Genomic DNA, 20,303 nt, shown 5'->3' with positions numbered 1-20,303 from the left:
ACCCCATGACGAAAGTCGACGTGAAACAGGAAACCGAAACCCTTCTCGACAAGCTCGGCATCGCACGCAGCGCTTGGCAGGGTGGCGACATGGCCTCCTACAGCCCGGTCACCGGCGAGGAGATCGGCAAGCTGAAGACCGTTTCGGCCACTGATACCGACAAGGCGATCGACGCCGCCCACGAAGCCTTCAAGGCCTGGCGTCTCGTTCCCGCCCCCAAGCGCGGCGAACTCGTCCGCCTGCTCGGCGAGGAACTGCGCGCCGCCAAGGCCGATCTCGGCCGCCTCGTCTCCATCGAGGCCGGCAAGATCACCTCCGAGGGTCTTGGCGAAGTGCAGGAAATGATCGACATCTGCGATTTCGCCGTCGGCCTCTCCCGCCAGCTCTACGGCCTGACGATCGCCACCGAACGCCCCGGCCACCGCATGATGGAGACCTGGCACCCGCTCGGCGTCGTCGGCATCATCTCGGCCTTCAACTTCCCGGTCGCGGTCTGGTCGTGGAACGCCGCGCTCGCCATCGTCGCCGGCAATTCCATCGTCTGGAAACCCTCCGAAAAGACCCCGCTGACCGCCCTTGCATCGCAGGCGATCTTCGAGCGCGCCCTTTCTCGCTTCGGCGACGCCCCGGCGAACCTGTCGCAGGTTCTCATCGGCGACCGCGCCATCGGCGAAGCCCTTGTCGACAACCGCAAGGTCGCGCTCGTCTCGGCCACCGGCTCCACCCGCATGGGCAAGGAAGTCGGCCCGCGTCTTGCCAAGCGCTTCGCCCGCTCGATCCTCGAGCTCGGCGGCAACAATGCCGGCATCGTCTGCCCCTCGGCCGACCTCGATATGGCGCTGCGCGCGATTGCCTTCGGCGCCATGGGCACCGCCGGCCAGCGCTGCACGACGCTGCGCCGCCTCTTCGTGCATGACAGCGTCTACGACCAGCTCGTGCCGCGCCTGAAGAAGGCCTATACCAGCGTTTCCGTCGGCAACCCGCTGGAAACCTCGGCACTCGTCGGCCCGCTCGTCGACAAGCAGGCCTTCGACGGCATGCAGAAGGCGTTGGCAGCCGCCAAGGCCGAAGGCGGCACCGTCACCGGCGGCGAACGCGTTGCCGAAGCCGGCAAGGAAACGGCCTATTACGTCAAGCCCGCCATCGTCGAAATGCCGAAGCAGGCCGGCCCGGTTCTCGAAGAGACCTTCGCGCCGATCCTCTACGTCATGAAGTATTCCGACTTCGACGCCGTCCTGGACGATCACAATGCCGTTTCGGCCGGCCTCTCCTCGTCGATCTTCACGCTGAACATGCAGGAAGCCGAGCGCTTCCTCGCCGCCGACGGCTCGGATTGCGGCATCGCCAATGTCAACATCGGCACCTCGGGCGCGGAAATCGGCGGTGCCTTCGGCGGCGAGAAGGAAACCGGCGGCGGCCGCGAGAGCGGCTCCGACGCCTGGAAGGCCTATATGCGCCGCGCCACCAACACGGTGAACTATTCGAAGGCCCTGCCGCTCGCCCAGGGCGTTTCCTTCGACATCGAGTAGGCCGTGATGGACAACCGGACCAAGACAGAGGAGGCGGGCTTTACGCCCGCCTCGCGCATCGCCGCCATCGGCGTCTCGAAAATCCTGCAGATCGGCGCCCGCGCCGCTGCCATGAAGAAGGACGGCCTGCCGGTCATCATCCTCGGCGCCGGCGAGCCGGACTTCGACACGCCGGACAATGTCAAGGCCGCCGCCAAGGCCGCCATCGACCGCGGCGAGACGAAATACACCGCGCTCGACGGCACGCCGGAGCTGAAGAAGGCGATCTCCGAAAAATTCCGCCGCGAGAACAACGTCGACTATGCAATCGACGAGATCACCGTCGCGACGGGCGCCAAGCAGATCCTCTTCAACGCCTTCATGGCGACGATCGATCCGGGCGACGAGGTGATCATCCCGACGCCCTACTGGACCTCCTATTCCGACATCGTGGAGATCTGCGGCGGCGTGCCGGTGCTGATCCCCTGCGACGGCGAGGCCGGTTTCCGCCTGAAGGCCGAGCAGCTGGAAAAGGCGATCACGCCGAAGACCCGCTGGGTGCTGTTCAACTCGCCGTCCAACCCGTCCGGCGCCGCCTATGGCGAGGCCGACTACCGTCCGCTCCTCGACGTGCTGCTGAGGCATCCGCATGTCTGGCTGATGGTCGACGACATGTACGAACACATCGTCTACGATGGATTCAGGTTCGTCACCCCCGTCGCCATCGAACCGCGCCTGAAGAGCCGCGCCCTGACGATCAACGGCGTCTCCAAGGCCTATGCCATGACCGGCTGGCGCATCGGCTATGCCGGCGGCCCGAAGGCGCTGATCAAGGCGATGGCCGTGATCCAGAGCCAGGCGACCTCCTGCCCGTCCTCGGTCAGCCAAGCCGCCTCGGTCGAGGCGCTGAACGGCCCGCAGGATTTCCTGAAGGAGCGGCAGGCAAGCTTCAAGCACCGCCGCGACCTCGTCGTCTCGGCGCTGAACGCCATCCCCGGCCTCACCTGCCGCACCCCGGAAGGCGCCTTCTACACCTTCGCCGGCTGCGCGGGCGTGATCGGCAAGGTCACGCCGAAGGGCAAGCGTATCGAGGCCGACAGCGACTTCACGGACTATCTCCTGGAAGACGCCCACGTCGCCGTCGTGCCCGGCTCGGCCTTCGGCCTCTCCCCCTATTTCCGCATCTCCTACGCCACGTCGGAAGCGGAACTATCGGAAGCGCTGAAGCGCATCGCGGACGCCTGCGCACGGCTTTCCTGAGCCACGCCCGGTAACCCGCAAAAGAAAAGGGGCCTCGCAAGAGGCCCCATTTTTATGGTCCGCGCCTTTCCGGCGTTCTCTTCTTCCCCGCGGCTGGGCCACAGATGCGAAAACGCCCCGGCATTGCACCGAGGCGTTTGAAGGGTCTGGAAGATCAGGCGGCGCGGGCGCCGTGGTTTTCCTGGGCGTAGTAGTGGCCGAAACGGTTGGCGAGGAAGGTGTCGAGGGCGATTTCCTCCTGGCGGACGAAACCCTCGGCGCGCAGCGAACCGTCGGCGAGCATGTCGAGCACGGCGCAGATAGAGCCGGCCGTGGTGATCTGGATGGCGGAATGCAGGCTGCCGGCGACCGGGGCGCTGTAGACCTTGTTGGCGTAGGTTTCCTGGATCAGGCGGCCGCCCTTGCGGCCCGAGACGGTCACGAAGATGATGACGACGTCCTGCGTGGTGGTCGGCAGGGCGTTTTCGAAGATGTCCTTCAGGACTTCGCGGCGGTGGCGCAGGCCGAGGTCGTTCAAGAGCGCCTTCATGATGGCGGCATGGCCGGGATAGCGGATCGTCTTGTAGTTCAGCGTGCGCACCTTGCCCTTCAGCGTATCGCAGAGCGTGCCGAGGCCGCCCGAGGTGTTGAAGGCCTCGTAGGTGACGCCGTCGAGCGAGAATTCCTCGCGCTCTTCGAGGGCCGGAACCTCGATCAGCGCGCTTTCGACGATGGCTTCGCAGGGCTCGATATATTCGTTGATGACGCCGTCCGTGCTCCAGGTGAGGTTGTAGTTGAGCGCATTGGACGGGTACTGCGGCAGGGCGCCGACGCGCATGCGCACGCTTTCGAGCGAATCGAAGCGGCTGGCAAGGTCGTTGGCGACGATGGAGATGAAGCCCGGTGCAAGGCCGCACTGCGGGATGAAGGCCGTCCTGGCATTTTCCGCGATGCGCTTGACCTGGCGGGTGGATTCGACGTCTTCCGTGAGATCGAGATAGTGCAAGCCCGCATCGGCGGCGGCTTCCGCGATGGCGACGGTCAGGTGGTAGGGCGCGGCAGAGAGAACGGCGAACTTGCCGGCGAGAAGGGCGCGGAGCGCGGCACCGTCGGCAATGTCGACGACGGCGGTCGAAACGGCAGCATGGCGCTCGATGGCAGCAAGCTGCTCGTCCGAACGGTCGGCGACGGTGACGCGGTAATCCCCGCTGTGAGCCAGCATGCGGGCGATGGTCGAGCCGATCTTGCCTGCGCCGATGACGACGATGTCCTTCATGTGATTTCCCTCCGGCATGAATTGATGTTGATATTTTGAGGGTGAAGGCTGTCGATTTAAAGCGCCACATCTGGCATAATACATTATCGATATCGGCAGAATGACGGTAGAAATGAGCATTTCGACGCTAGGCGCCAAGGATCGCGAGCTGCTTGCCATCCTCAGCGAGAACGCCCGCGAGCAGACCGCGACGATCGCCCGCAAACTGGGCCTGTCGCGCACGACCGTGCAGGCGAAGATCGACCGGCTGGAGCGGGACGGCGTGATCGCCGGCTATGGCGTCAAGCTTTCGGACGCCTATGAGAGCGGCATGGTGAAGGCGCATGTGCTGATCACCATCGCGCCGAAGACCTTGGCGCGCATCACGACGGAACTGCACGCCATCTCGGCCGTGCGCACGCTGCATTCGGTCAGCGGCAGTTTCGACCTGATCGCCGTGGTCGAGGCGGCATCGATCGCCGAACTCGACCACCTGATCGACCGCATCGGCGCGATCGACGGCGTGGAGCGCACGCTGTCGTCGATCATTCTGTCGACGCGAATTAGGCGTTAAGAAGTCGCTCGGAACTAAGGATCGCCAATCAAAGCCGGCCAACAAGGCCCGACCCCTCTCCTCTGTCATCCTCGGGCTTGACCCGAGGATCCACGTCACGAACTCAAGGCGTGCCGCGTGGATCCTCGGGTCGAGCCCGAGGATGACGGAGGGTGGGGTGAGCGCGGTGGGTGATGGCGACCGATGGGATCAGGCTGGGCGACACTCCTCGCTCCAACGACGCTTTGATACCACGCAATCGCTTTCAGGCGATGAACCGCTCCGGCCGATACGGCCCGATATTGATCACCGTCCGCTCGCCCAGCATCTTTTCCGCCAGCACGCGGCCGGTGATCGGGCCCAGCGTCATGCCGTGATGGGCGTGGCCGAAGGCGAACCAGAGGCCGGCGTGGCGCGGGGCCTTGCCGATGATCGGCATCATGTCCGGCGTGCAGGGGCGGGCGCCCATCCAGGGCTCCTCGTCACGCCGTTCGGCGAGCGGGAAGAACTCGCGCGCCACCTTCTCCGCCCGGCGCAGCTGGACGGGGGTCTTGCGCGTGTCGCGCTTCGCGAATTCGGCGCCCGTCGTCAGGCGGATGCCGCGCAGCATGGGCGCGAGGAAATAGCCGCGCTCGGCATCGAGCACCCAGTTGTTGAGCCTCGCGCCTTCTTCCGTGCCGTAATGCATATGATAGCCGCGCTTGACGGCAAGCGGGAACCGGTAGCCGAGCTTGCGCGTCACCGTATCGGCCCAGGGGCCGAGCGCGACCACGACTTCCTTGCCCTCGAGCGGGCCTTCAGGGGTGGCGATGCGCCATCCCTCGCCTTCGAGAACATGTTCGATGGTCGCCGCATCGCCCGATTTCAGCTGGCCGCCGAGCGACTCGAAATAGGCGAGGTAGCGCTTCAACAGGCTCTGCGGATCGAGGATCGACCACGGGTCGGTCCAGCGCAGACCCCCGGTGAGCTCGGCGCGGATGGAGGGTTCGGCCTCCGCCACCTCCCGCGTCGTCAGCTTCTGATGGTTGACGCCGAAATTGGCGGACAATTTCTCCGCATCCGCATAGGCCTTGTCCCTCTCCTTCTCCGTGCGGAAAACCTTCATCCAGCCGTCCTTGCGGATGAGTTCCTCCGCGCCGGAGGCGGCGATGAGGTCCGCATGTTCGGAAATCGAGTTCTCGATGAGCGGCGCATAGAGATGGGCGATGCTCTGGTGCTGGCGGAAGCCGGAATGCCACCAGTAGCGGGCAAGGAACGGAATGATGCCGGGGATCGCCGAAGGGTGATAGTGGGCGTCGATCGTGTTGTTCAGCGCATAGCGGAAGAGCGCGCCGAAATCGTGCGGGAAGCCATAGGGGAAGACGCCCTCGCGCTGGATGAGGCCGGCATTGCCGTAGGAGGTCTCTTCCGCCGCCCCGCGCCGGTCGACGAGCACGACCGATTTGCCGCGCCGGACGAGATGGATCGCGGTCGAGATGCCGACCACCCCCGCGCCGAGAACAATGACATCCGTCTTCATCTGCCTGCCCCACATCCATAGTCACATGTCCTGATCCATTGCATGGGCCGAATGCGAGATGCAAGCCGCTTGGCTGCATCGCGGAGGCATGGGCAGGGAGAGGTCGACACGGGCAGCATGGAGCGATAGCGTCAGGACAGGACGAGACCTTTGAAAGGAAGCGGGATGCGGCTTGGCGTGGCAAGCGAACTCTGGCGTTATCCGGTCAGCTCTCTGACCGGCGAGCGGCTCGAAACCGTCGATATCGACGACACCGGCGTTGTCGGAGACCGGCAATGGGGTCTTTTCGAAGCGGACGGCGCAGCCGTCGCGGCGCCGGAAAAGGAAAAGCGCTGGAGACCTGTCCCGGCGCTTCGCTCCCGGCTGGAAACCGACAGGCCGGAGATCAGCCTCGACGCCATGGCCTGGCATGGCGTTCCCTCGCCGTCGGCCGACAGGGTTGCCTCGGATCATCTCGGATTTCCCGTCCGGTTCCTGTGTTTCGGCGCGGCGGATACCGCACCGCGCTACGATCGCGGGCACCTGCACATCCTGACCACGTCTTCGCTGGCACGCCTGCAAGCGCTGCTGCCGGACGCCGTCATCGATACCAGGCGCTTTCGGCCGAACATCCTGATCGGCACCGATGACGGCGATGCCGATTTCGTCGAGCAGCGTCTCGTCGGCCGCAGGCTCGGCATCGGCGAGACGGTCGTCGAGATCACCGAACCCTGCGCGCGCTGCGCCTTCACCGCCCTTGGACAGCCGGGCATCCCCTTCGACAAGGATGTGCTGCATGCGATTGCCAAACATGGCGGCGGCGGCTTCGGCGTGCTGGCAAAGGTCGTCGCGCCGGGCAAGGTGTCTTGCGGCGACACGGTGAGCGTGAATTAGGCTACTGCCCGGCGAGCCGCAGCAGGTTCTCGATCGCCGCCCGCTCGAAACCGCCGATGCCTTCGGAAATATCGGCCTTGATCGCCGCCGCGACTGCGTCCTCGTCGCGCTTGCGCAGCGCGGCGATGGCCTCCTGATGGCGATCGACGAAATAGAGCTGGGCGACATGCTCCATGGCGATGCCGAGGAAGGGGCCGAGCTGGAGCCAGATGCTCTCCACCATCGGCAGGATCACCTGCTCGGGATTGGCGGTGTAGAGCGCGCGATGGAATTCCTGGTTCAGGAGCAGCGCGTTGGCATTGTCCTTGCGGGCGATCGCCTCGTCCTGCGCCCTGTCGATCTCTTCCAGCCGGTCGATCCGGCGCTCCGTGATGTGCGGCACCGCCCGGCGGGCGGCGTGCTGCTCCAGCACCGAGCGCAGCGAGACGAGCTCGCTGAACCGGTCCGCCGTCATGCGCGGCACCATGATGCGCCTGTTGTCGAGCACGCGCAGCGCGCCTTCGGAGGAAAGGCGGCGCAGCGCCTCGCGCACCGGCGTCGGGCTACTCTCCATCGCCTCGGCGATGCCGCGGATCGTCAGCGATTCCCCCGGCCGGATCGAGCCGACCATGATGGCCTGGCGCAGGCGCCGATGCGCATATTCATGCGTCGTCATGCCTTCCGGCCGGTCCAGCGGCTCAAGCGCCAAGTTGCCCAATCCATCCCTCCACGAAAGGCTGCCAGATGCTATCCTATGCTTTGTGACAGGTTCTAGCAGCTTGACCCCCGACAAGAAAGTGTGCATATTTTGAAAATGTGATCACAAAAATAATTATGTGATACGGAAGGGAACCATGACTCCGAACGACGATGCCAATTGGCTGATCAATGCCGACGGCGTGGAGAGCATCCAGGCCGTGGTCTGCGACCTGAACGGCATCCTGCGCGGCAAGCGCGTGCCCGTCGGGCAGGCGGAAAAAGTGCTAAAGGGCGGCATCCGCATGCCGCTGTCCATCGTGGGCGTGGACGTGTGGGGCGAGGATATCGTCGGCTCCAGCCATGTCTTCGCCTCGGGCGACATGGACGGCATCTGCAGCCCGACCGGCCGCGGCGCACTGCCCGTCAACTGGACGCTGAAGCCGTCGGCCGTCGTGCCGCTCTGGCTGTTCAAGGAGGACGGCACCCCCTTCCTCGCCGATCCGCGCCAGGCGCTCGCCAACATCGTCCGGCAGTACCACGAACTGGGCCTGCGCCCCGTCGTCGCCTCGGAAATGGAATTCTACCTGATCGACGCCGAGCCCGACCATGCCGAGCCGCCGATCTCGCCCTATACCGGCAAGCGGCTCGATTCCGACGCCATCCTTTCGATCGACGAGCTCGACGATTTCGGCCAGTTCTTCTCCGACGTCTATGCGGAATGCGAGCGGCAGAACGTGCCGGCGGATTCGGCCGTCGCGGAAAACGGCATCGGCCAGTTCGAAATCAACCTGATGCATTCCGACGACCCGTTGAAGGCCGCCGACGACGCGCTGTTCTTCAAGCGCATCATCAAGGGCGTCGCGCGCAAGCACGGCTTTGCCGCCACCTTCATGGCAAAACCCTACGGCATGCGCTCGGGCAGCGGCATGCACATGCATTTCAGCCTGATCGACGAAGACGGCAACAACGTCTTCGACAACGGCACGCCCGAAGGCTCCGACATCATGAAACACGCCGTCGCGGGCCTGACGCGCGGCATGGCGGAATCGACGCTGCTCTTCGCGCCGCACTTCAACTCCTACCGCCGCCTGCGCCCCGACACGCACGCGCCGACCTCCGTCTCCTGGGGCTACGAGAACCGCACCGCCGCCATCCGTATTCCCGGCGGCAGCAACAAGGCGCGGCGCATCGAGCACCGCGTCGCCGGCGCGGACGCAAACCCCTATCTCGTCATGGCCGGCATTCTCGGCGCCGCCCTCGTCGGCATCCGCAACACCTGGGAGCCGCCGGCGCCGGTTTCGGGTCGCGCCTATCAATCGCAGCTGCCGCGCATTCCCTCGGAATGGGGTTCGGCCGTCACCGCCTTCGAGAACGGCGCGATCGTCTCGGAGATCTTCGACACCGACCTTCGCTCCATGCTGATCGCCTGCAAGCGGCAGGAGATCGCCGGTTTTGCCGAACAGGTGACCGACTTCGAATTCAGCGCCTATCTGGAAATCGTCTGATGGCCAACACGCAATCCTATGCCGGCGACGGCACCTATCCCGACAGCTACTACGCCGCCTCGCGCAACATCATCCGCACGCCGAAAGCGCTCGAGGGTGCGGTCACGGCCGATGTCGCCGTGCTCGGCGCCGGCTATTCCGGTCTTTCCACCGCCATCCACCTTGCCGAAAAGGGCTACAAGGTGGTGATGGTCGAGGGGGCGGGCATCGGCTGGGGCGCTTCGGGGCGCAATGGCGGCCAGATCGTCAACGGCCTCAATGCCAGTCTTGACACGATCAAGCGCCGCTACGGCGATCAGGCCGGCGCCTTCGTCGGCGGTCTCGTGCAGGAGGGCGGCAGGATCATCCGCCGCCTGGTCTCGCAGTATGATATCGATTGTGACCTAAAGGACGGCAACATCTACGCCGCCTACACGCCCGCCCACATGAAGGACCTCGAGCACAAAAAGGCGCTGTGGAAGAGCTACGGCATGGACGACCACCAGATGCTCGACAAGGCGGCGATGCGAAAGCTCGTCAACACCGACGCCTATATCGGCGGCATGCTGGATACGACCGGCGGCCACATGCACCCGCTCAACCTCACGCTTGGCGAGGCCAGGGCGCTGGAGACGCTCGGCGGCGTGATCTACGAGCAGTCGCCCGTCACCCGTGTCGAGCACGAGGCGGAAAAGCCCGTCATCCACACGGCAAAGGGCAGCGTCACGGCAAATGTCGCCGTCATCTGCGGCAATGCCTATCTCGGCCATGTCGTGCCGAAGCTGGTTTCGCGCGTCATGCCGGTCTCCACCCAGATGATCGCCACCGAGCCGCTCGGCGCCGAGCGCGCCGATGCGCTGATCCCGAGCGACATGTGCGTGGAGGACGTGCGCTACATCCTCGATTATTTCCGCCTGTCGGCCGACAAGCGCATGATCTTCGGCGGCGGCACCGTCTACGGCGGCACGGACCCGGCCGACGTCAGGGCTAAGATTCGCCCGAACCTCGAAAAGGTCTTCCCCTCGTTGAAGGGCGTGAAGATCGATTATGCCTGGAGCGGCAATTTCGCCCTCTCCTTCTCGCGCGTGCCGCAGATGGGCAAGATCGGCAAGAACACCTATTTCGCCCATGGCTACAGCGGCCACGGCGTCACCGGCTCGCATCTCTTCGGCCGCATCCTCAGCGAGGCGATCGACGGCGACCTCTCGCGTTTCAGCCAGTTCGAGAAACTGCCCTGGATCCCCTTCCCGGGCGGGCGCATGTTCCGCGCGCAATATTCCACCATCGGCTCCTGGTGGTACCAGTTCAAGGACGCCTTCGGCCTTTGAGGCCGAATGGACAAGTCGCGCTTGCGCGAGCCCTCGGATTATTGGCGAAGTCCGCCAACCTCTCCTCCGTCATGGTCGGGCCTGACCCGACCATCCACAGTCGCGGATGACGCGTGGATCCTCGGGTTAAACCCGAGGATGACGACAGAAGGCGGGGTGATGTGTGTCATCGAACCAAGCCTGGCGCCAGCACCAGCCTTCCGCTTGCCCCTTGCGCGCCGCCTCGCGCAGGATTATGCCTTGCCTTGCTCTAACGGGGTGCCCGGGGTTCTTTCCTCCGGCTGAGAGGCGGTTTCGCCAACCCGAAGAACCTGATCCGGCTCGTACCGGCGGAGGGATTAGACGGCACATCCAGCGCCCTACTCCCGTTTTGTGAACAGCAAGGAGGCGCGGATGCGCAAGACTTCTCTTTCCACCATCGCGGCACTCGCCGTTTCCCTCGCCTTTCCCGCGCTCGCGCAGGAAAAGACGCTGACCGTCTACACCTATGAGAGCTTCGTCGCCGAATGGGGCCCCGGCCCCAAGGTCAAGGAAGCCTTCGAAAAGACCTGCGGCTGCACCGTCGAGTGGGTCGGCGTCGCCGACGGCGTCGAACTTTTGACGCGCCTGAAACTCGAAGGCGAGGGCACGAAGGCCGACCTGGTGCTCGGCCTCGACACCAACCTGATCACCGAGGCCAAGGCGACCGGCCTCTTCGAGGCGCACGGCCTTTCGCCGGCCGACCTCACCGTGCCCGGCGGTTTCTCCGATGATACGTTCCTGCCCTACGACTACGGCCATTTCGCCGTCGTCTATGACAGCGAGACGCTCAAGAACCCGCCGGCGAGCCTGAAGGAGCTGGTCGAGGGCGATCCCTCGCAGAAGATCGTCATCGAGGATCCGCGCACCTCGACGCCGGGTCTCGGCCTCCTGCTCTGGGTGAAGTCGGTCTATGGCGACAAGGCGGGCGAGGCGTGGGGCAAGCTGAAGGACCGCGTGCTGACCGTCACGCCCGGCTGGTCGGAAGCCTACGGCCTCTTCACCAAGGGCGAGGCGCCGATGGTGCTGTCCTACACGACCTCGCCGGCCTACCACGTCATCGCGGAACAGACCGAGCGCTACAAGGCCGCCGCCTTCTCCGAGGGCCACTACGTGCAGATCGAGGTCGCCGGCCTGACGCGCACCGCCGACGACAAGGACCTTGCCCGCCAATTCCTGACCTTCATGACCGGCCCGGACTTCCAGTCGATCATCCCGGAGACCAACTGGATGATGCCGACCGCGAAGACGAAGAACCCGCTGCCGGCCGCCTTCGACGCGCTGGTGAAGCCGGAAAAGACCTTCCTGATGCCGTCGGACGAGGTCGCGGCCAACCGCAAGGCCTGGATCGACGAATGGCTGGCGGCGATGAGCGCCAGGTAGCGTGATCTTCGCCCGCACTGAGCGACGGACGCTGCGTGTCGCCGGGGGCCTCGCCCTCGGCACCGTGCTCGCCTTCGTCGGCGCGGCGACGGCCGTGCTTCTCGCCCATGCCGGCCCCGGCGCCGGCGCGCCGCTCCTCGATGCCTATATCGGACGCGTCGCGCGGTTCACGCTGCTGCAGGCGACGCTCTCCACGCTGCTGTCCGTCCTCCTCGCCATTCCCGTCGCCCGGGCGCTCGCCCGGCAGCGGGATTTTCCGGGCCGCGTCTGGATCATCCGGCTGTCCGTCGTACCGCTCGGCCTGCCGGCGCTGGTCGCCGCGCTCGGCGTCATCGAGATCTGGGGCCGGCAGGGCGTCGTCAACGACCTGCTCGGGCTTGCCGGGCTGCAGAGCCCGGTCAGTGTCTACGGGCTTGCCGGCATCCTGATCGCCCACGTCTTCTTCAACCTGCCGCTCGCCGCGCGCTTCCTGCTGGCGGCCCTCGACCGCATTCCGGCGGAATACTGGCTGACCTCCGCCAATCTCGGCATGGGCGGCGGCGCGGTCTTCCGGCTCATCGAATGGCCGGTGATCCGGCGGGTCCTGCCGGGCATCGCCGGCCTCGTCTTCATGCTCTGCGCGACGAGCTTCACCATCGTGCTGACGCTCGGCGGCGGACCGGCGGCGACCACGATCGAAGTGGCGATCTACCAGGCGCTGCGCTTCGATTTCGACCCGGAGCGCGCCGTGCTGCTCGCCTTCCTGCAAATCCTCGTCACGGCAAGCCTGCTCTGGCTGATCTCGCTGTTCGGCCGCCCGCCCGAGGAAGGCATGACGGCGGGCCGCGCCATCCGCCGTTTCGACGGCCGCGGGCGCCGCCTCCCCGATGGCCTTGTCATCCTTCTCTTCACCCTCTTCACCGCCGCCCCGCTCGCCGCCACCCTCGTCTCGGGCCTTTCCGCCGATCTCGTCCGACTGGCGCTCGATCCGCTGCTGCACCGGGCGCTCCTTACCAGCCTCGCCATTTCCTTCGCCTCGGCCTGCCTCAGCCTCGCGATCGCGCTGCCCATCGTGCTCGTGCCGCGACTTGCCGAAACGGGCGAGGCGGGCATCGCGACGCGGCTGATGGGCCGCGCACTGCCGGCAGTCGGCTCGCTCATCCTGCTCGTGCCGCCGGTCGTCGTCGCCACGGGCTGGTTCCTCGTGCTGAGGACTTTCGGCGAGACCGGGCGCTTCGCCCCCGCCGTCGTCACCGTCCTCAACGCGCTGATGGCGCTGCCCTTCGTCGTGCGCGTGCTGGAGCCGGCCTATCGCACCCACCTTTCGCGCACCGCCCGGCTCGCGCTCAGCCTCGGCGCCACCGGATTGCATCGCCTGCGATGGATCGACCTGCCGGCCCTGAAGAAGCCGCTGCTAACGGCCTTCGCCTTCGCCATGGCGCTGTCGCTCGGCGATCTCGGCGCCGTCGCCATTTTCGGCGCGGAAGGCTTCGTCACCCTGCCCTGGCTGCTTTTCTCCCGCATGGCGAGCTATCGCACGGCGGACGCCGCCGGCATCGCGCTGCTGCTCGGCGTGATATGCCTTCTCCTGACGCTACCCTCGACCACGGCGGAGCGCCCGACCGAAAGCCAAAGCGCCGATGCCTGACCTTGCCATCCGCCTCACCGACGTCACCGTGCGCTTCGAGGAGAAGCGGCTTTCCTTCGACTGCGCCATTCCCGCCGGCGCCGCAGTCGCCGTGGCAGGCCCCTCGGGCGCGGGAAAATCGACACTGTTCAACGTGATCGCCGGCTTCCAGGCGCCGGCTTCGGGCGATGTCCGGCTGCTCGGCGAAGACATGGCAGGGCGGGACCCCGCGGAACGGCCGGTCTCGATCATCTTCCAGGACAACAACCTCTTTGCGCACCTGACGATCGCCGACAATGTCGGCCTCGGCATCGATCCCGCGCTGCGGCTGGACGCGCCGGCGCGCCAGCGCGTGTTCACCGCGCTCGCGCGCGTCGGCCTCGGCGGCTACGAGCGGCGCCTGCCGGGCTCGCTCTCCGGCGGGGAGCGGCAGCGCGTGGCGCTCGCCCGCGCCCTCGTGCGGCGCCGGCCGATCCTGCTGCTCGATGAACCCTTCGCCGCGCTCGATCCGGCCATGCGGGCGGAGATGGCGAAACTTCTGGCGGAACTGCGCGACGAAACGAAGAGCACGATGCTCTTCATCACCCACCAGCCGGAAGACATCCGCCGGCTGGCCAACCGGGTGATGTTCCTGGAGGCGGGCGGGATCCTTCTCGATGAGCCCGCCAGCGATTTCCTCTCGCGGCGCGAACCGCCGGCCGTTGCAAAATTCCTCGGTCATTCCGCGCTTTAGCAGCACGGCCGGCAGGGCATCCCGGCGGCACGCCACAATTTGGACGCCCCCCTGTGTCACCGGAGCCACAAGGGAAGCGTTTGTCGAATCGGGAGTTGCCGGCCAGGTATGGTGCGTCTATCTCATCCATTCGAGGACCCGGTTCGGGCTGTGGGCAAGAGATATGGCGAGAGCAACGCAGGAAGCTGCAATGGTATGCGGACGCGGGGTTTTGAAGCCCCTTGCGGCGTTGATGCTTGCCGGCACGCTGCTGTCAGGCTGCCAGTCGATCATCGAGCAGACCTATGAGCCGACGATCTCGCCCTCATCCAATCCGCAGATCGTCGAAGAGGTGCAGAAGAACGACCCGCGCGCCCAGATGGGCGCCCGCGAGCACCCGCGCATCGTCGCAAGCTACGGCGGCGAATACAAGGACGCCAAGACCGAGCGGCTCGTCGCCCGCATTGCCGGCGCGCTGACGCTCGTTTCGGAAAACCCGAATCAGTCCTACCGCATCACCATCCTGAATTCTCCCGCGATCAACGCCTTCGCGCTGCCGGGCGGCTATCTCTACGTCACCCGCGGCCTGCTGGCGCTCGCCAACGACGCCTCGGAGGTCGCCGCCGTGCTCTCGCACGAAATGGCGCACGTCACCGCCAACCACGGCATCGAGCGCCAGAAGAAGGAAGAGGCCGAGGTCATCGCCAGCCGCGTCGTGGCCGAGGTGCTTTCCAGCAACATCGCCGGCAAGCAGGCCCTGGCGCGCGGAAAGCTGCGCCTGGCCGCCTTCTCGCGCAACCAGGAACTCCAGGCGGACGTCATCGGCGTGCGCATGCTTGGCGAAGCGGGCTACGATCCCTATGCCGCCGCGCGCTTCCTCGATTCCATGGCGGCCTATGCCCGCTTCACCGCCGTCGATCCCGATTCCGACCAGAGCCTCGACTTCCTGTCGAGCCACCCGAACGCGCCGCAGCGCGTGGAGCTGGCGCGCCTGCATGCCCGGGCCTTCGGCGCGGAAGGCTCTATCGGCGACCGCGGCCGCGACTATTACCTCGCCGGCATCGACGGCCTGCTCTACGGCGATGCGCCGGAAGAGGGCTATGTGCGCGGCCAGACCTTCCTGCACGGCAAGCTCGGCATCCGCTTCGACGTGCCGGCCGGCTTCCAGATCGACAACAAGGCTGATGCGGTGCTGGCGACGGGTCCCGGGGATGTCGCGATCCGCTTCGACGGCGTCGCCGACAGCCGCAAGCAGAACCTCGTCAATTATATTTCGAGCGGCTGGGTGACCGGCCTTCGGCCGGAGACGATCCAGCCCATCACGATCAACGGGCTGGAGGCGGCGACGGCCAAGGCGGCGGCCGACCGCTGGGAATTCGACGTCACGGTCGTGCGCATCGACAACCAGATCTACCGCTTCCTGACCGCGGTACCGGTGGGCTCGAAGGCGCTGGAGCCGACCGCGGCGATCCTCAGGGCCTCGTTCCGCAAGCTGACGCCGCCCGAAGTCGCCTCGCTGAAGCCGCTGCGCGTGCGCGTCGTCACGGCGCGGGCAGGCGACACCGTCGCCTCGCTCGCCGGGCGGATGATGGGCACGGACCGCAAGCTCGACCTCTTCCGCCTGATCAACGCGATGACGGCGGCAAGCACCGTCCGCCCCGGCGAAAAGTTCAAGATCATCAGCGAATAGGCATCTTGCCAAACAGAAACCCCGCCGGAAACGGCGGGGTTTCTGTTTGTTGACGAACCTCGCCTCACCCCCGACGTCATCTTCGGCCTTGAGCCGAGAATCCACCGGCGTGCCCTGGATCGTGGATGGTCGGGTCAAGCCCGACCATGGCGGAGGAGAGGTTTGGCGGACTGTCTCTCTTCGAAGTGAGACCCCGCCGTCTCCGGCGGGGTTCTTTCATTCAGCCATCCATCCGGCTTGGCGTTACTCGCGGTTGCCGAGGAAGCGCAGCAGGAACAGGAAGAGGTTGATGAAGTCGAGGTAGAGCGTCAGCGCACCCATGATGGCCTTGCGGCCGGCCACGGCGACGTCGTCGGCTTCAAAATACATTTCCTTGATCTTCTGCGTGTCCCAGGCCGTCAGGCCTGCGAAGACCAGGACGCCGATCGCGGAGATCGCGAAGTCGAGCGCCGAGGACTGCAGGAACAGGTTGACGAGCGAGGCGATGATCAGGCCGAACAGGCCCATGATCAGGAACGAGCCGATCGCGGACAGGTCCCGCTTCGTCGTGTAGCCGAACAGCGACAGCGCGCCGAAGGCGGCGGCGGAGACGAAGAAGGTCTGCGCGATGCTGGCGCCCGTGTAGATCAGGAAGATCGACGACAGCGACAGGCCCATCAGGCCGGCATAGACCCAAAAGGTCGTCTGCGCGGCCGAAACGCTCATCGTATGGATGCGGAAGCTCAGGAAGAAGACCAGCGCCAGCGGGGCGAGCATCACGACCCACTTCAGCGGGCTCACATAGATCGCATAACCGAAGCTCGTGAGCTGGCCACCGGCAAAGGCGGCCTGCGAGGCGAAATACGCCACGACACCGGTGATCGCGAGACCCAGGGCCATCAGGTTGTAGACCCGGAGCATATAGGCGCGCAGGCCCTCGTCGATGACGGCACCGGCCTGAGCGCCGGCATTGGCCGTTCGGGTCTGGTAGTTGCGGAGATCAGCCATGTTTTCCTCTCGTAAAGCCCCCTGTGGTGACGGTGTCGGGTTCCCGTTTATTCGCCGAGGGTCCGGCGCAAGGGATCCGGGCAGCCGCTGCGGGGCTCCAGCTTGCCTGCACTCAATATGCGCATGAATTGTGTCTCGTACAAGACCCGCGCGCCCTGCGGGAGCCCGGATCCTGCCGATGTCAGAGCTCGCGCAGCACGGGCGCGGCCTTCTGCCCCAGGATGCGCCAGGTCCCGGCAAGGCCGATGCCGACGGTCATGACGAGCGCCGTTACGACCGTCATGACGGCCACGTCCGGCAGGAAGCTCGACGGCAGCGTCATGATGCGGCTCACAACGAACCAGGCCGCCACCCCGCCGGCGAAGAGCGCGAAGACCGCCGTCGCCAGCCCGAGCATCAGATATTCGTAGCTGAAGGCGCGGATCAGCGTGGCGCGCGTCGCACCCAGCGTCTTGAGGACCACCGCATCGTGCACGCGCGCCCGGTTGCCGGCGGCGAGCGCCCCGGCGAGCACGAGGATCGAGGCGATGAGCGCGACGGCAGCCGCCGCCCGGATGGCGGTGGCGAGCTGCCCGACCAGTTCGTTGACCACGTCGAGCGCATCCTTGACGCGCACGCTGGTGATCGTGGGGAAGGCATTGGTGACGGCCTTCAAGGTCGCCGCCTCCTGCCCGGCCGTCGCCTGCGGGTCGATCACCGTCGCCAGCCACGCATGCGGCGCGCCGGCAAAGGTGTTCGGCGAGAAGACCATGACGAAGTTGATCGACAGCGATTCCCATTCGACATTGCGGAAGTTCGCGATGCGCGCCGTGATGTTGCGGCCGAGCACGTTGACCGTCACGCTGTCGCCGATCTTGAGGCCGAGCTCGCGGCCCTCCTCGGCGGCGAAGGAGACGAGCGGCTCGCCGGAATAATCCTCCGGCCACCATTCGCCCTCGGCAAGCGTGGAATTCTCCGGCGTGCGCTTGGCATAGGTGATACCGCGGTCGCCGCGCAGCACCCATTGCCCCTCCGGCGGCACCTTGACCTTCGAGACCTCGACACCGTTCAGCTCCATGACGCGGCCGCGCAGCATGGGCACCTCGATGATCTTGCCGTCGGGCATGTTCGCCTGCAGCACGGTGCGGAACCCGTCGATCTCGCTGCCCTGGATATCGACGAAGAAGAAGTTCGGCGCCCGTTCCGGCAGGTTGCCGGTGAGCTCCCGGCGCAGGTTGCCGTCGATCAGCGTCAGCGTGACGAGAAGCGCAAGGCCGAGGCCGAGCGACAGCACGACGGACGCGGTAAGCGCGCCCGGCCGGTGGATATTGCCGACCGCCAGCCGCAAGGCGGGCGAATTGACGCGCGGGCTGCGTTTCGCGACCGCGGTGATCAGCATGGCGACGACGCGCAACACGACGAAGGCGAAGGCGATCGCCCCGAGGAAGACGACGGCGATGTAGCGATCATAGGCCGTGGCGATGGCAAGCCCGGCCAGCGCCGCAAGAAGCAGCACCGCGCCCGCGACATAGGGCCAGCTCGGCAGGCGGCCGGCCTCGAAACCCTGCTCGCGGAAGAGCGCCGTCGCCGGCACCTCGCGGGCATGGCCGAGCGGCATGATGGCAAAGGCCAGCGCCGTCAGGAGGCCGAAGACGGCGGCAAGCAACAGGGCCGGGGGATAGATCGTCGCCTCCGCCGGCACCGGCAGCACGCCGTCGAGGAAGCCCATCGCCACCACGGGCATCAGCGCGCCCGCCACGAGGCCGATCAGGATGCCGACCGCGGCGATCAGCGCGATCTGCACAAGATAGACCAGCGCCACCAGCGAGGCCGGCGCGCCGAGGCACTTGAAGGTGGCGATGACGGAGCGCTTGGAATCGAGATAGGCGCGCACCGCATTGGCGACGCCGACGCCGCCGACGATCAGCGCCGTCAGGCCGACCAGCGTCAGGAACTGCGAGAAGCGCGTGATATTGTTGGTCAGCGAAGGCGCCGCGCTGTTGGAGGTGCGGATCGACCAGCCGGCCTGCGGGAAGGCTTTCGTGGCGTCCGCCCGCACCTTCGACAGCGACATGCCGGCATCGGCGAGCCGGATGCGATAGGCGTTCTCCACGAGGCTGCCGGTCTGCACGAGACCGCTCGCCTGCATGGCCTCTTCCGAGATCATCAGCCGCGGCGCGAAGCCGAAACCTTCCGAAACGGCGTCCGGCTCGCGCACCAGCGTCGCCGTCACCTTCAGCCGGGCGGTGCCGAGCAGGATCTCGTCGCCGACGGCAATGCCGAGACGGTCGAGCAGCAGCGGCGCGACGACCGCGCCGTAGCTCTCGCCCTCCCTGGCGAAGAGCGCGGCGGACGGCTGCTGCGGGCTGGTCTCCAGCGTGCCGTAGAGCGGATAGGCGCCGTCGACGCCTTTCGCCTCGACCAGCGTCTGGTCGGACCCGTCGGGCAGGCGCGCCATGGAGCGCAGGCTTGAGGAGAGGGAAACATCGCCCAGCCCCCGGAAGTGCTTCAGCTCTTCCGGGGTCGCGAAGCGGTTGTTGAATTCGAAGCGCACGTCGCCGGCAAGCAGGGTCTGCCCCTGCGAGGCGATCGCCTGCGTGATGGCGCTCGACACCGAGTTGACGCCCGCGATCGCCGCCGTTCCGAGCGCGATGCAGGCGAGGAAGATGTAGAACCCCTTGAGGCCCCCGCGCATTTCGCGCAGCGCCAGGCGAAGCGCCAGAGGAAACTGTCTCAGGACCGTGCCGATCCTCATGCGGGCACCGCCTCGGCCAGCGTCGCCTTGATCGGCGCCGCGCCGGAAACGATCTCGCCGGAGCGCATGGCGACCTGCCGGCTGCACCGGGCGGCGAGCGAGGGATCATGCGTGACCAGCACCAGCGTCATGCCGCGCTCGGCTTGCTTTGCGAAGAGAAGATCGGCGATCTGCCGGCCGGTCTCGGTGTCGAGGTTGCCGGTCGGCTCATCGGCGATCAGCAGTTTCGGCGAGGGGGCGAGCGCCCGGGCGATCGCCACGCGCTGCTGTTCGCCGCCCGAAAGCTGGCCGGGATAATGCGACAGGCGCTCGCCGAGGCCGACCGCCGTCAATTCCCGGCGGGCGATCTCGAAGGCGTCCCGCACATTGGCGAGCTCCAGCGGCACCGCGACGTTTTCCAGTGCCGTCATGTTGGGAATGAGGTGGAAGGACTGGAAGACGATGCCGATATTGCGGCCTCGGAAATCGGCCACCTGGTCCTCGGTCATGCCGTGCAGGCCCGCGCCGTCGATATGGATCTCGCCGCTGTCCAGCCGTTCGAGCCCCGCCAGCACCATCAGGAGCGTCGATTTGCCGGAGCCGGACGGGCCGACGATGCCGACCGATTCACCCCCCTCGATCGAAAGGTCGATTCCCTTCAGCACATGAACGGAGGCGGCCGCCCGGCCGAGGGTGAGATCGGCTTTTTTGAGATCGATGATGGTTTTGGCCAAGGAATTCTGCCCTATATGTCTTG

16 protein-coding genes and 1 riboswitch are annotated in these 20,303 nt (G+C 66.2%); of the genes, 10 read left to right on the top strand and 6 right to left on the bottom strand.

Translation table 11 applies throughout. From position 1 onward, the window contains the following. Nucleotides 1-5 precede the first annotated feature (5 nt). Nucleotides 6-1,529, top strand: coding sequence for an L-piperidine-6-carboxylate dehydrogenase (gene amaB, locus MUU56_RS20855; RefSeq protein ID WP_244769206.1), 1,524 nt, complete (start codon nt 6-8; stop codon nt 1,527-1,529). A 6-nt stretch (nt 1,530-1,535) separates the two neighbouring features. Beyond that, a complete protein-coding gene (locus tag MUU56_RS20850) occupies nt 1,536-2,768 on the top strand; it encodes a pyridoxal phosphate-dependent aminotransferase (RefSeq protein WP_244769205.1) in 1,233 nt (410 codons plus the stop codon). A gap of 154 nt (nt 2,769-2,922) precedes the next feature. On the opposite strand, the gene MUU56_RS20845 is transcribed toward MUU56_RS20850, so the two are convergent. Then, nucleotides 2,923-4,023 carry a saccharopine dehydrogenase family protein gene (locus tag MUU56_RS20845; RefSeq protein ID WP_244769204.1) on the bottom strand — a complete coding sequence of 367 codons (1,101 nt, stop codon included), beginning with the start codon at nt 4,021-4,023 and terminating at the stop codon, nt 2,923-2,925. A gap of 112 nt (nt 4,024-4,135) precedes the next feature. Between MUU56_RS20845 and MUU56_RS20840 the strand changes: the two genes are divergently transcribed. After that, nucleotides 4,136-4,576 carry an Lrp/AsnC family transcriptional regulator gene (locus tag MUU56_RS20840; RefSeq protein ID WP_206362188.1) on the top strand — a complete coding sequence of 147 codons (441 nt, stop codon included), beginning with the start codon at nt 4,136-4,138 and terminating at the stop codon, nt 4,574-4,576. A gap of 244 nt (nt 4,577-4,820) precedes the next feature. On the opposite strand, the gene MUU56_RS20835 is transcribed toward MUU56_RS20840, so the two are convergent. Further along, nucleotides 4,821-6,074: an NAD(P)/FAD-dependent oxidoreductase gene (locus tag MUU56_RS20835; RefSeq protein ID WP_244769203.1), complete on the bottom strand. Its 1,254-nt coding sequence runs from the start codon at nt 6,072-6,074 to the stop codon at nt 4,821-4,823. 165 nt (nt 6,075-6,239) lie between these two features. Between MUU56_RS20835 and MUU56_RS20830 the strand changes: the two genes are divergently transcribed. Next, nucleotides 6,240-6,947: an MOSC domain-containing protein gene (locus tag MUU56_RS20830; protein WP_244769202.1), complete on the top strand. Its 708-nt coding sequence runs from the start codon at nt 6,240-6,242 to the stop codon at nt 6,945-6,947. Between the two features lies 1 nt (nt 6,948). Here MUU56_RS20830 and MUU56_RS20825 read toward each other — a convergent pair whose 3' ends face one another. After that, the gene (locus MUU56_RS20825) at nt 6,949-7,602 is read right to left on the bottom strand and encodes a GntR family transcriptional regulator (protein ID WP_244769419.1); all 654 of its coding nucleotides are present in this window, start codon (nt 7,600-7,602) and stop codon (nt 6,949-6,951) included. Nucleotides 7,603-7,780: 178 nt separating this feature from the next. Between MUU56_RS20825 and MUU56_RS20820 the strand changes: the two genes are divergently transcribed. The 6 genes from MUU56_RS20820 to MUU56_RS20795 all read left to right on the top strand — a co-directional run bounded on the left by MUU56_RS20820 (nt 7,781) and on the right by MUU56_RS20795 (nt 15,846). Then, nucleotides 7,781-9,130: a glutamine synthetase family protein gene (locus MUU56_RS20820; protein WP_244769201.1), complete on the top strand. Its 1,350-nt coding sequence runs from the start codon at nt 7,781-7,783 to the stop codon at nt 9,128-9,130. Further along, a complete protein-coding gene (locus tag MUU56_RS20815; protein WP_244769200.1) occupies nt 9,130-10,437 on the top strand; it encodes an NAD(P)/FAD-dependent oxidoreductase in 1,308 nt (435 codons plus the stop codon). The genes MUU56_RS20820 and MUU56_RS20815 overlap by 1 nt, the downstream gene beginning before the upstream one ends. Before the next feature lie 244 nt (nt 10,438-10,681). Next, a riboswitch (TPP riboswitch) is annotated at nt 10,682-10,792 on the top strand. A gap of 38 nt (nt 10,793-10,830) precedes the next feature. Next, complete coding sequence (gene thiB, locus MUU56_RS20810) at nt 10,831-11,838, top strand: thiamine ABC transporter substrate binding subunit (RefSeq protein ID WP_244769199.1); 1,008 nt, start codon at nt 10,831-10,833, stop codon at nt 11,836-11,838. Between the two features lies 1 nt (nt 11,839). Further along, entirely contained in the window at nt 11,840-13,465 is a 1,626-nt protein-coding gene (gene thiP / locus MUU56_RS20805; RefSeq protein ID WP_244769198.1) for a thiamine/thiamine pyrophosphate ABC transporter permease, read from the top strand. Beyond that, the gene (gene thiQ, locus MUU56_RS20800) at nt 13,458-14,177 is read left to right on the top strand and encodes a thiamine ABC transporter ATP-binding protein (RefSeq protein WP_244769197.1); all 720 of its coding nucleotides are present in this window, start codon (nt 13,458-13,460) and stop codon (nt 14,175-14,177) included. The genes thiP and thiQ overlap by 8 nt, the downstream gene beginning before the upstream one ends. Before the next feature lie 190 nt (nt 14,178-14,367). Beyond that, nucleotides 14,368-15,846: a M48 family metalloprotease gene (locus MUU56_RS20795; protein WP_244769196.1), complete on the top strand. Its 1,479-nt coding sequence runs from the start codon at nt 14,368-14,370 to the stop codon at nt 15,844-15,846. A gap of 243 nt (nt 15,847-16,089) precedes the next feature. On the opposite strand, the gene MUU56_RS20790 is transcribed toward MUU56_RS20795, so the two are convergent. From MUU56_RS20790 to MUU56_RS20780, 3 genes are all read right to left on the bottom strand, one after another. Then, the gene (locus MUU56_RS20790) at nt 16,090-16,833 is read right to left on the bottom strand and encodes a Bax inhibitor-1/YccA family protein (protein ID WP_244769195.1); all 744 of its coding nucleotides are present in this window, start codon (nt 16,831-16,833) and stop codon (nt 16,090-16,092) included. Between the two features lie 181 nt (nt 16,834-17,014). Further along, the gene (locus MUU56_RS20785; RefSeq protein WP_244769194.1) at nt 17,015-19,567 is read right to left on the bottom strand and encodes an ABC transporter permease; all 2,553 of its coding nucleotides are present in this window, start codon (nt 19,565-19,567) and stop codon (nt 17,015-17,017) included. Continuing rightward, nucleotides 19,564-20,280: an ABC transporter ATP-binding protein gene (locus MUU56_RS20780; RefSeq protein WP_244769193.1), complete on the bottom strand. Its 717-nt coding sequence runs from the start codon at nt 20,278-20,280 to the stop codon at nt 19,564-19,566. Before MUU56_RS20780 ends, MUU56_RS20785 begins: the two co-directional genes overlap by 4 nt. Between the last annotated feature and the right edge of the window lie 23 nt (nt 20,281-20,303).

The organism is Shinella yambaruensis, from assembly GCF_022899355.1.
GTDB lineage: Bacteria > Pseudomonadota > Alphaproteobacteria > Rhizobiales > Rhizobiaceae > Shinella > Shinella yambaruensis.
The sequence above is the reverse complement of the archived record's forward strand: the minus strand, read 5'-3'. Positions and strand labels throughout refer to the sequence as shown.

Bases quoted from the DNA above. Each gene is read 5' to 3' on its own strand.
- amaB (WP_244769206.1), top strand. From the start codon at position 6: ATGACGAAAGTCGACGTGAAACAGGAAACCGAAACCCTTCTCGACAAG.
- thiQ (WP_244769197.1), top strand. From the start codon at position 13,458: ATGCCTGACCTTGCCATCCGCCTCACCGACGTCACCGTGCGCTTCGAG.
- MUU56_RS20795 (WP_244769196.1), top strand. From the start codon at position 14,368: ATGGTATGCGGACGCGGGGTTTTGAAGCCCCTTGCGGCGTTGATGCTT.
- MUU56_RS20825 (WP_244769419.1), bottom strand. From the start codon at position 7,602: ATGACGACGCATGAATATGCGCATCGGCGCCTGCGCCAGGCCATCATG.
- MUU56_RS20790 (WP_244769195.1), bottom strand. From the start codon at position 16,833: ATGGCTGATCTCCGCAACTACCAGACCCGAACGGCCAATGCCGGCGCT.
- MUU56_RS20845 (WP_244769204.1), bottom strand. From the start codon at position 4,023: ATGAAGGACATCGTCGTCATCGGCGCAGGCAAGATCGGCTCGACCATC.
- MUU56_RS20815 (WP_244769200.1), top strand. From the start codon at position 9,130: ATGGCCAACACGCAATCCTATGCCGGCGACGGCACCTATCCCGACAGC.
- thiB (WP_244769199.1), top strand. From the start codon at position 10,831: ATGCGCAAGACTTCTCTTTCCACCATCGCGGCACTCGCCGTTTCCCTC.
- MUU56_RS20830 (WP_244769202.1), top strand. From the start codon at position 6,240: ATGCGGCTTGGCGTGGCAAGCGAACTCTGGCGTTATCCGGTCAGCTCT.
- MUU56_RS20840 (WP_206362188.1), top strand. From the start codon at position 4,136: ATGAGCATTTCGACGCTAGGCGCCAAGGATCGCGAGCTGCTTGCCATC.
- MUU56_RS20850 (WP_244769205.1), top strand. From the start codon at position 1,536: ATGGACAACCGGACCAAGACAGAGGAGGCGGGCTTTACGCCCGCCTCG.
- MUU56_RS20835 (WP_244769203.1), bottom strand. From the start codon at position 6,074: ATGAAGACGGATGTCATTGTTCTCGGCGCGGGGGTGGTCGGCATCTCG.
- MUU56_RS20785 (WP_244769194.1), bottom strand. From the start codon at position 19,567: ATGAGGATCGGCACGGTCCTGAGACAGTTTCCTCTGGCGCTTCGCCTG.
- MUU56_RS20820 (WP_244769201.1), top strand. From the start codon at position 7,781: ATGACTCCGAACGACGATGCCAATTGGCTGATCAATGCCGACGGCGTG.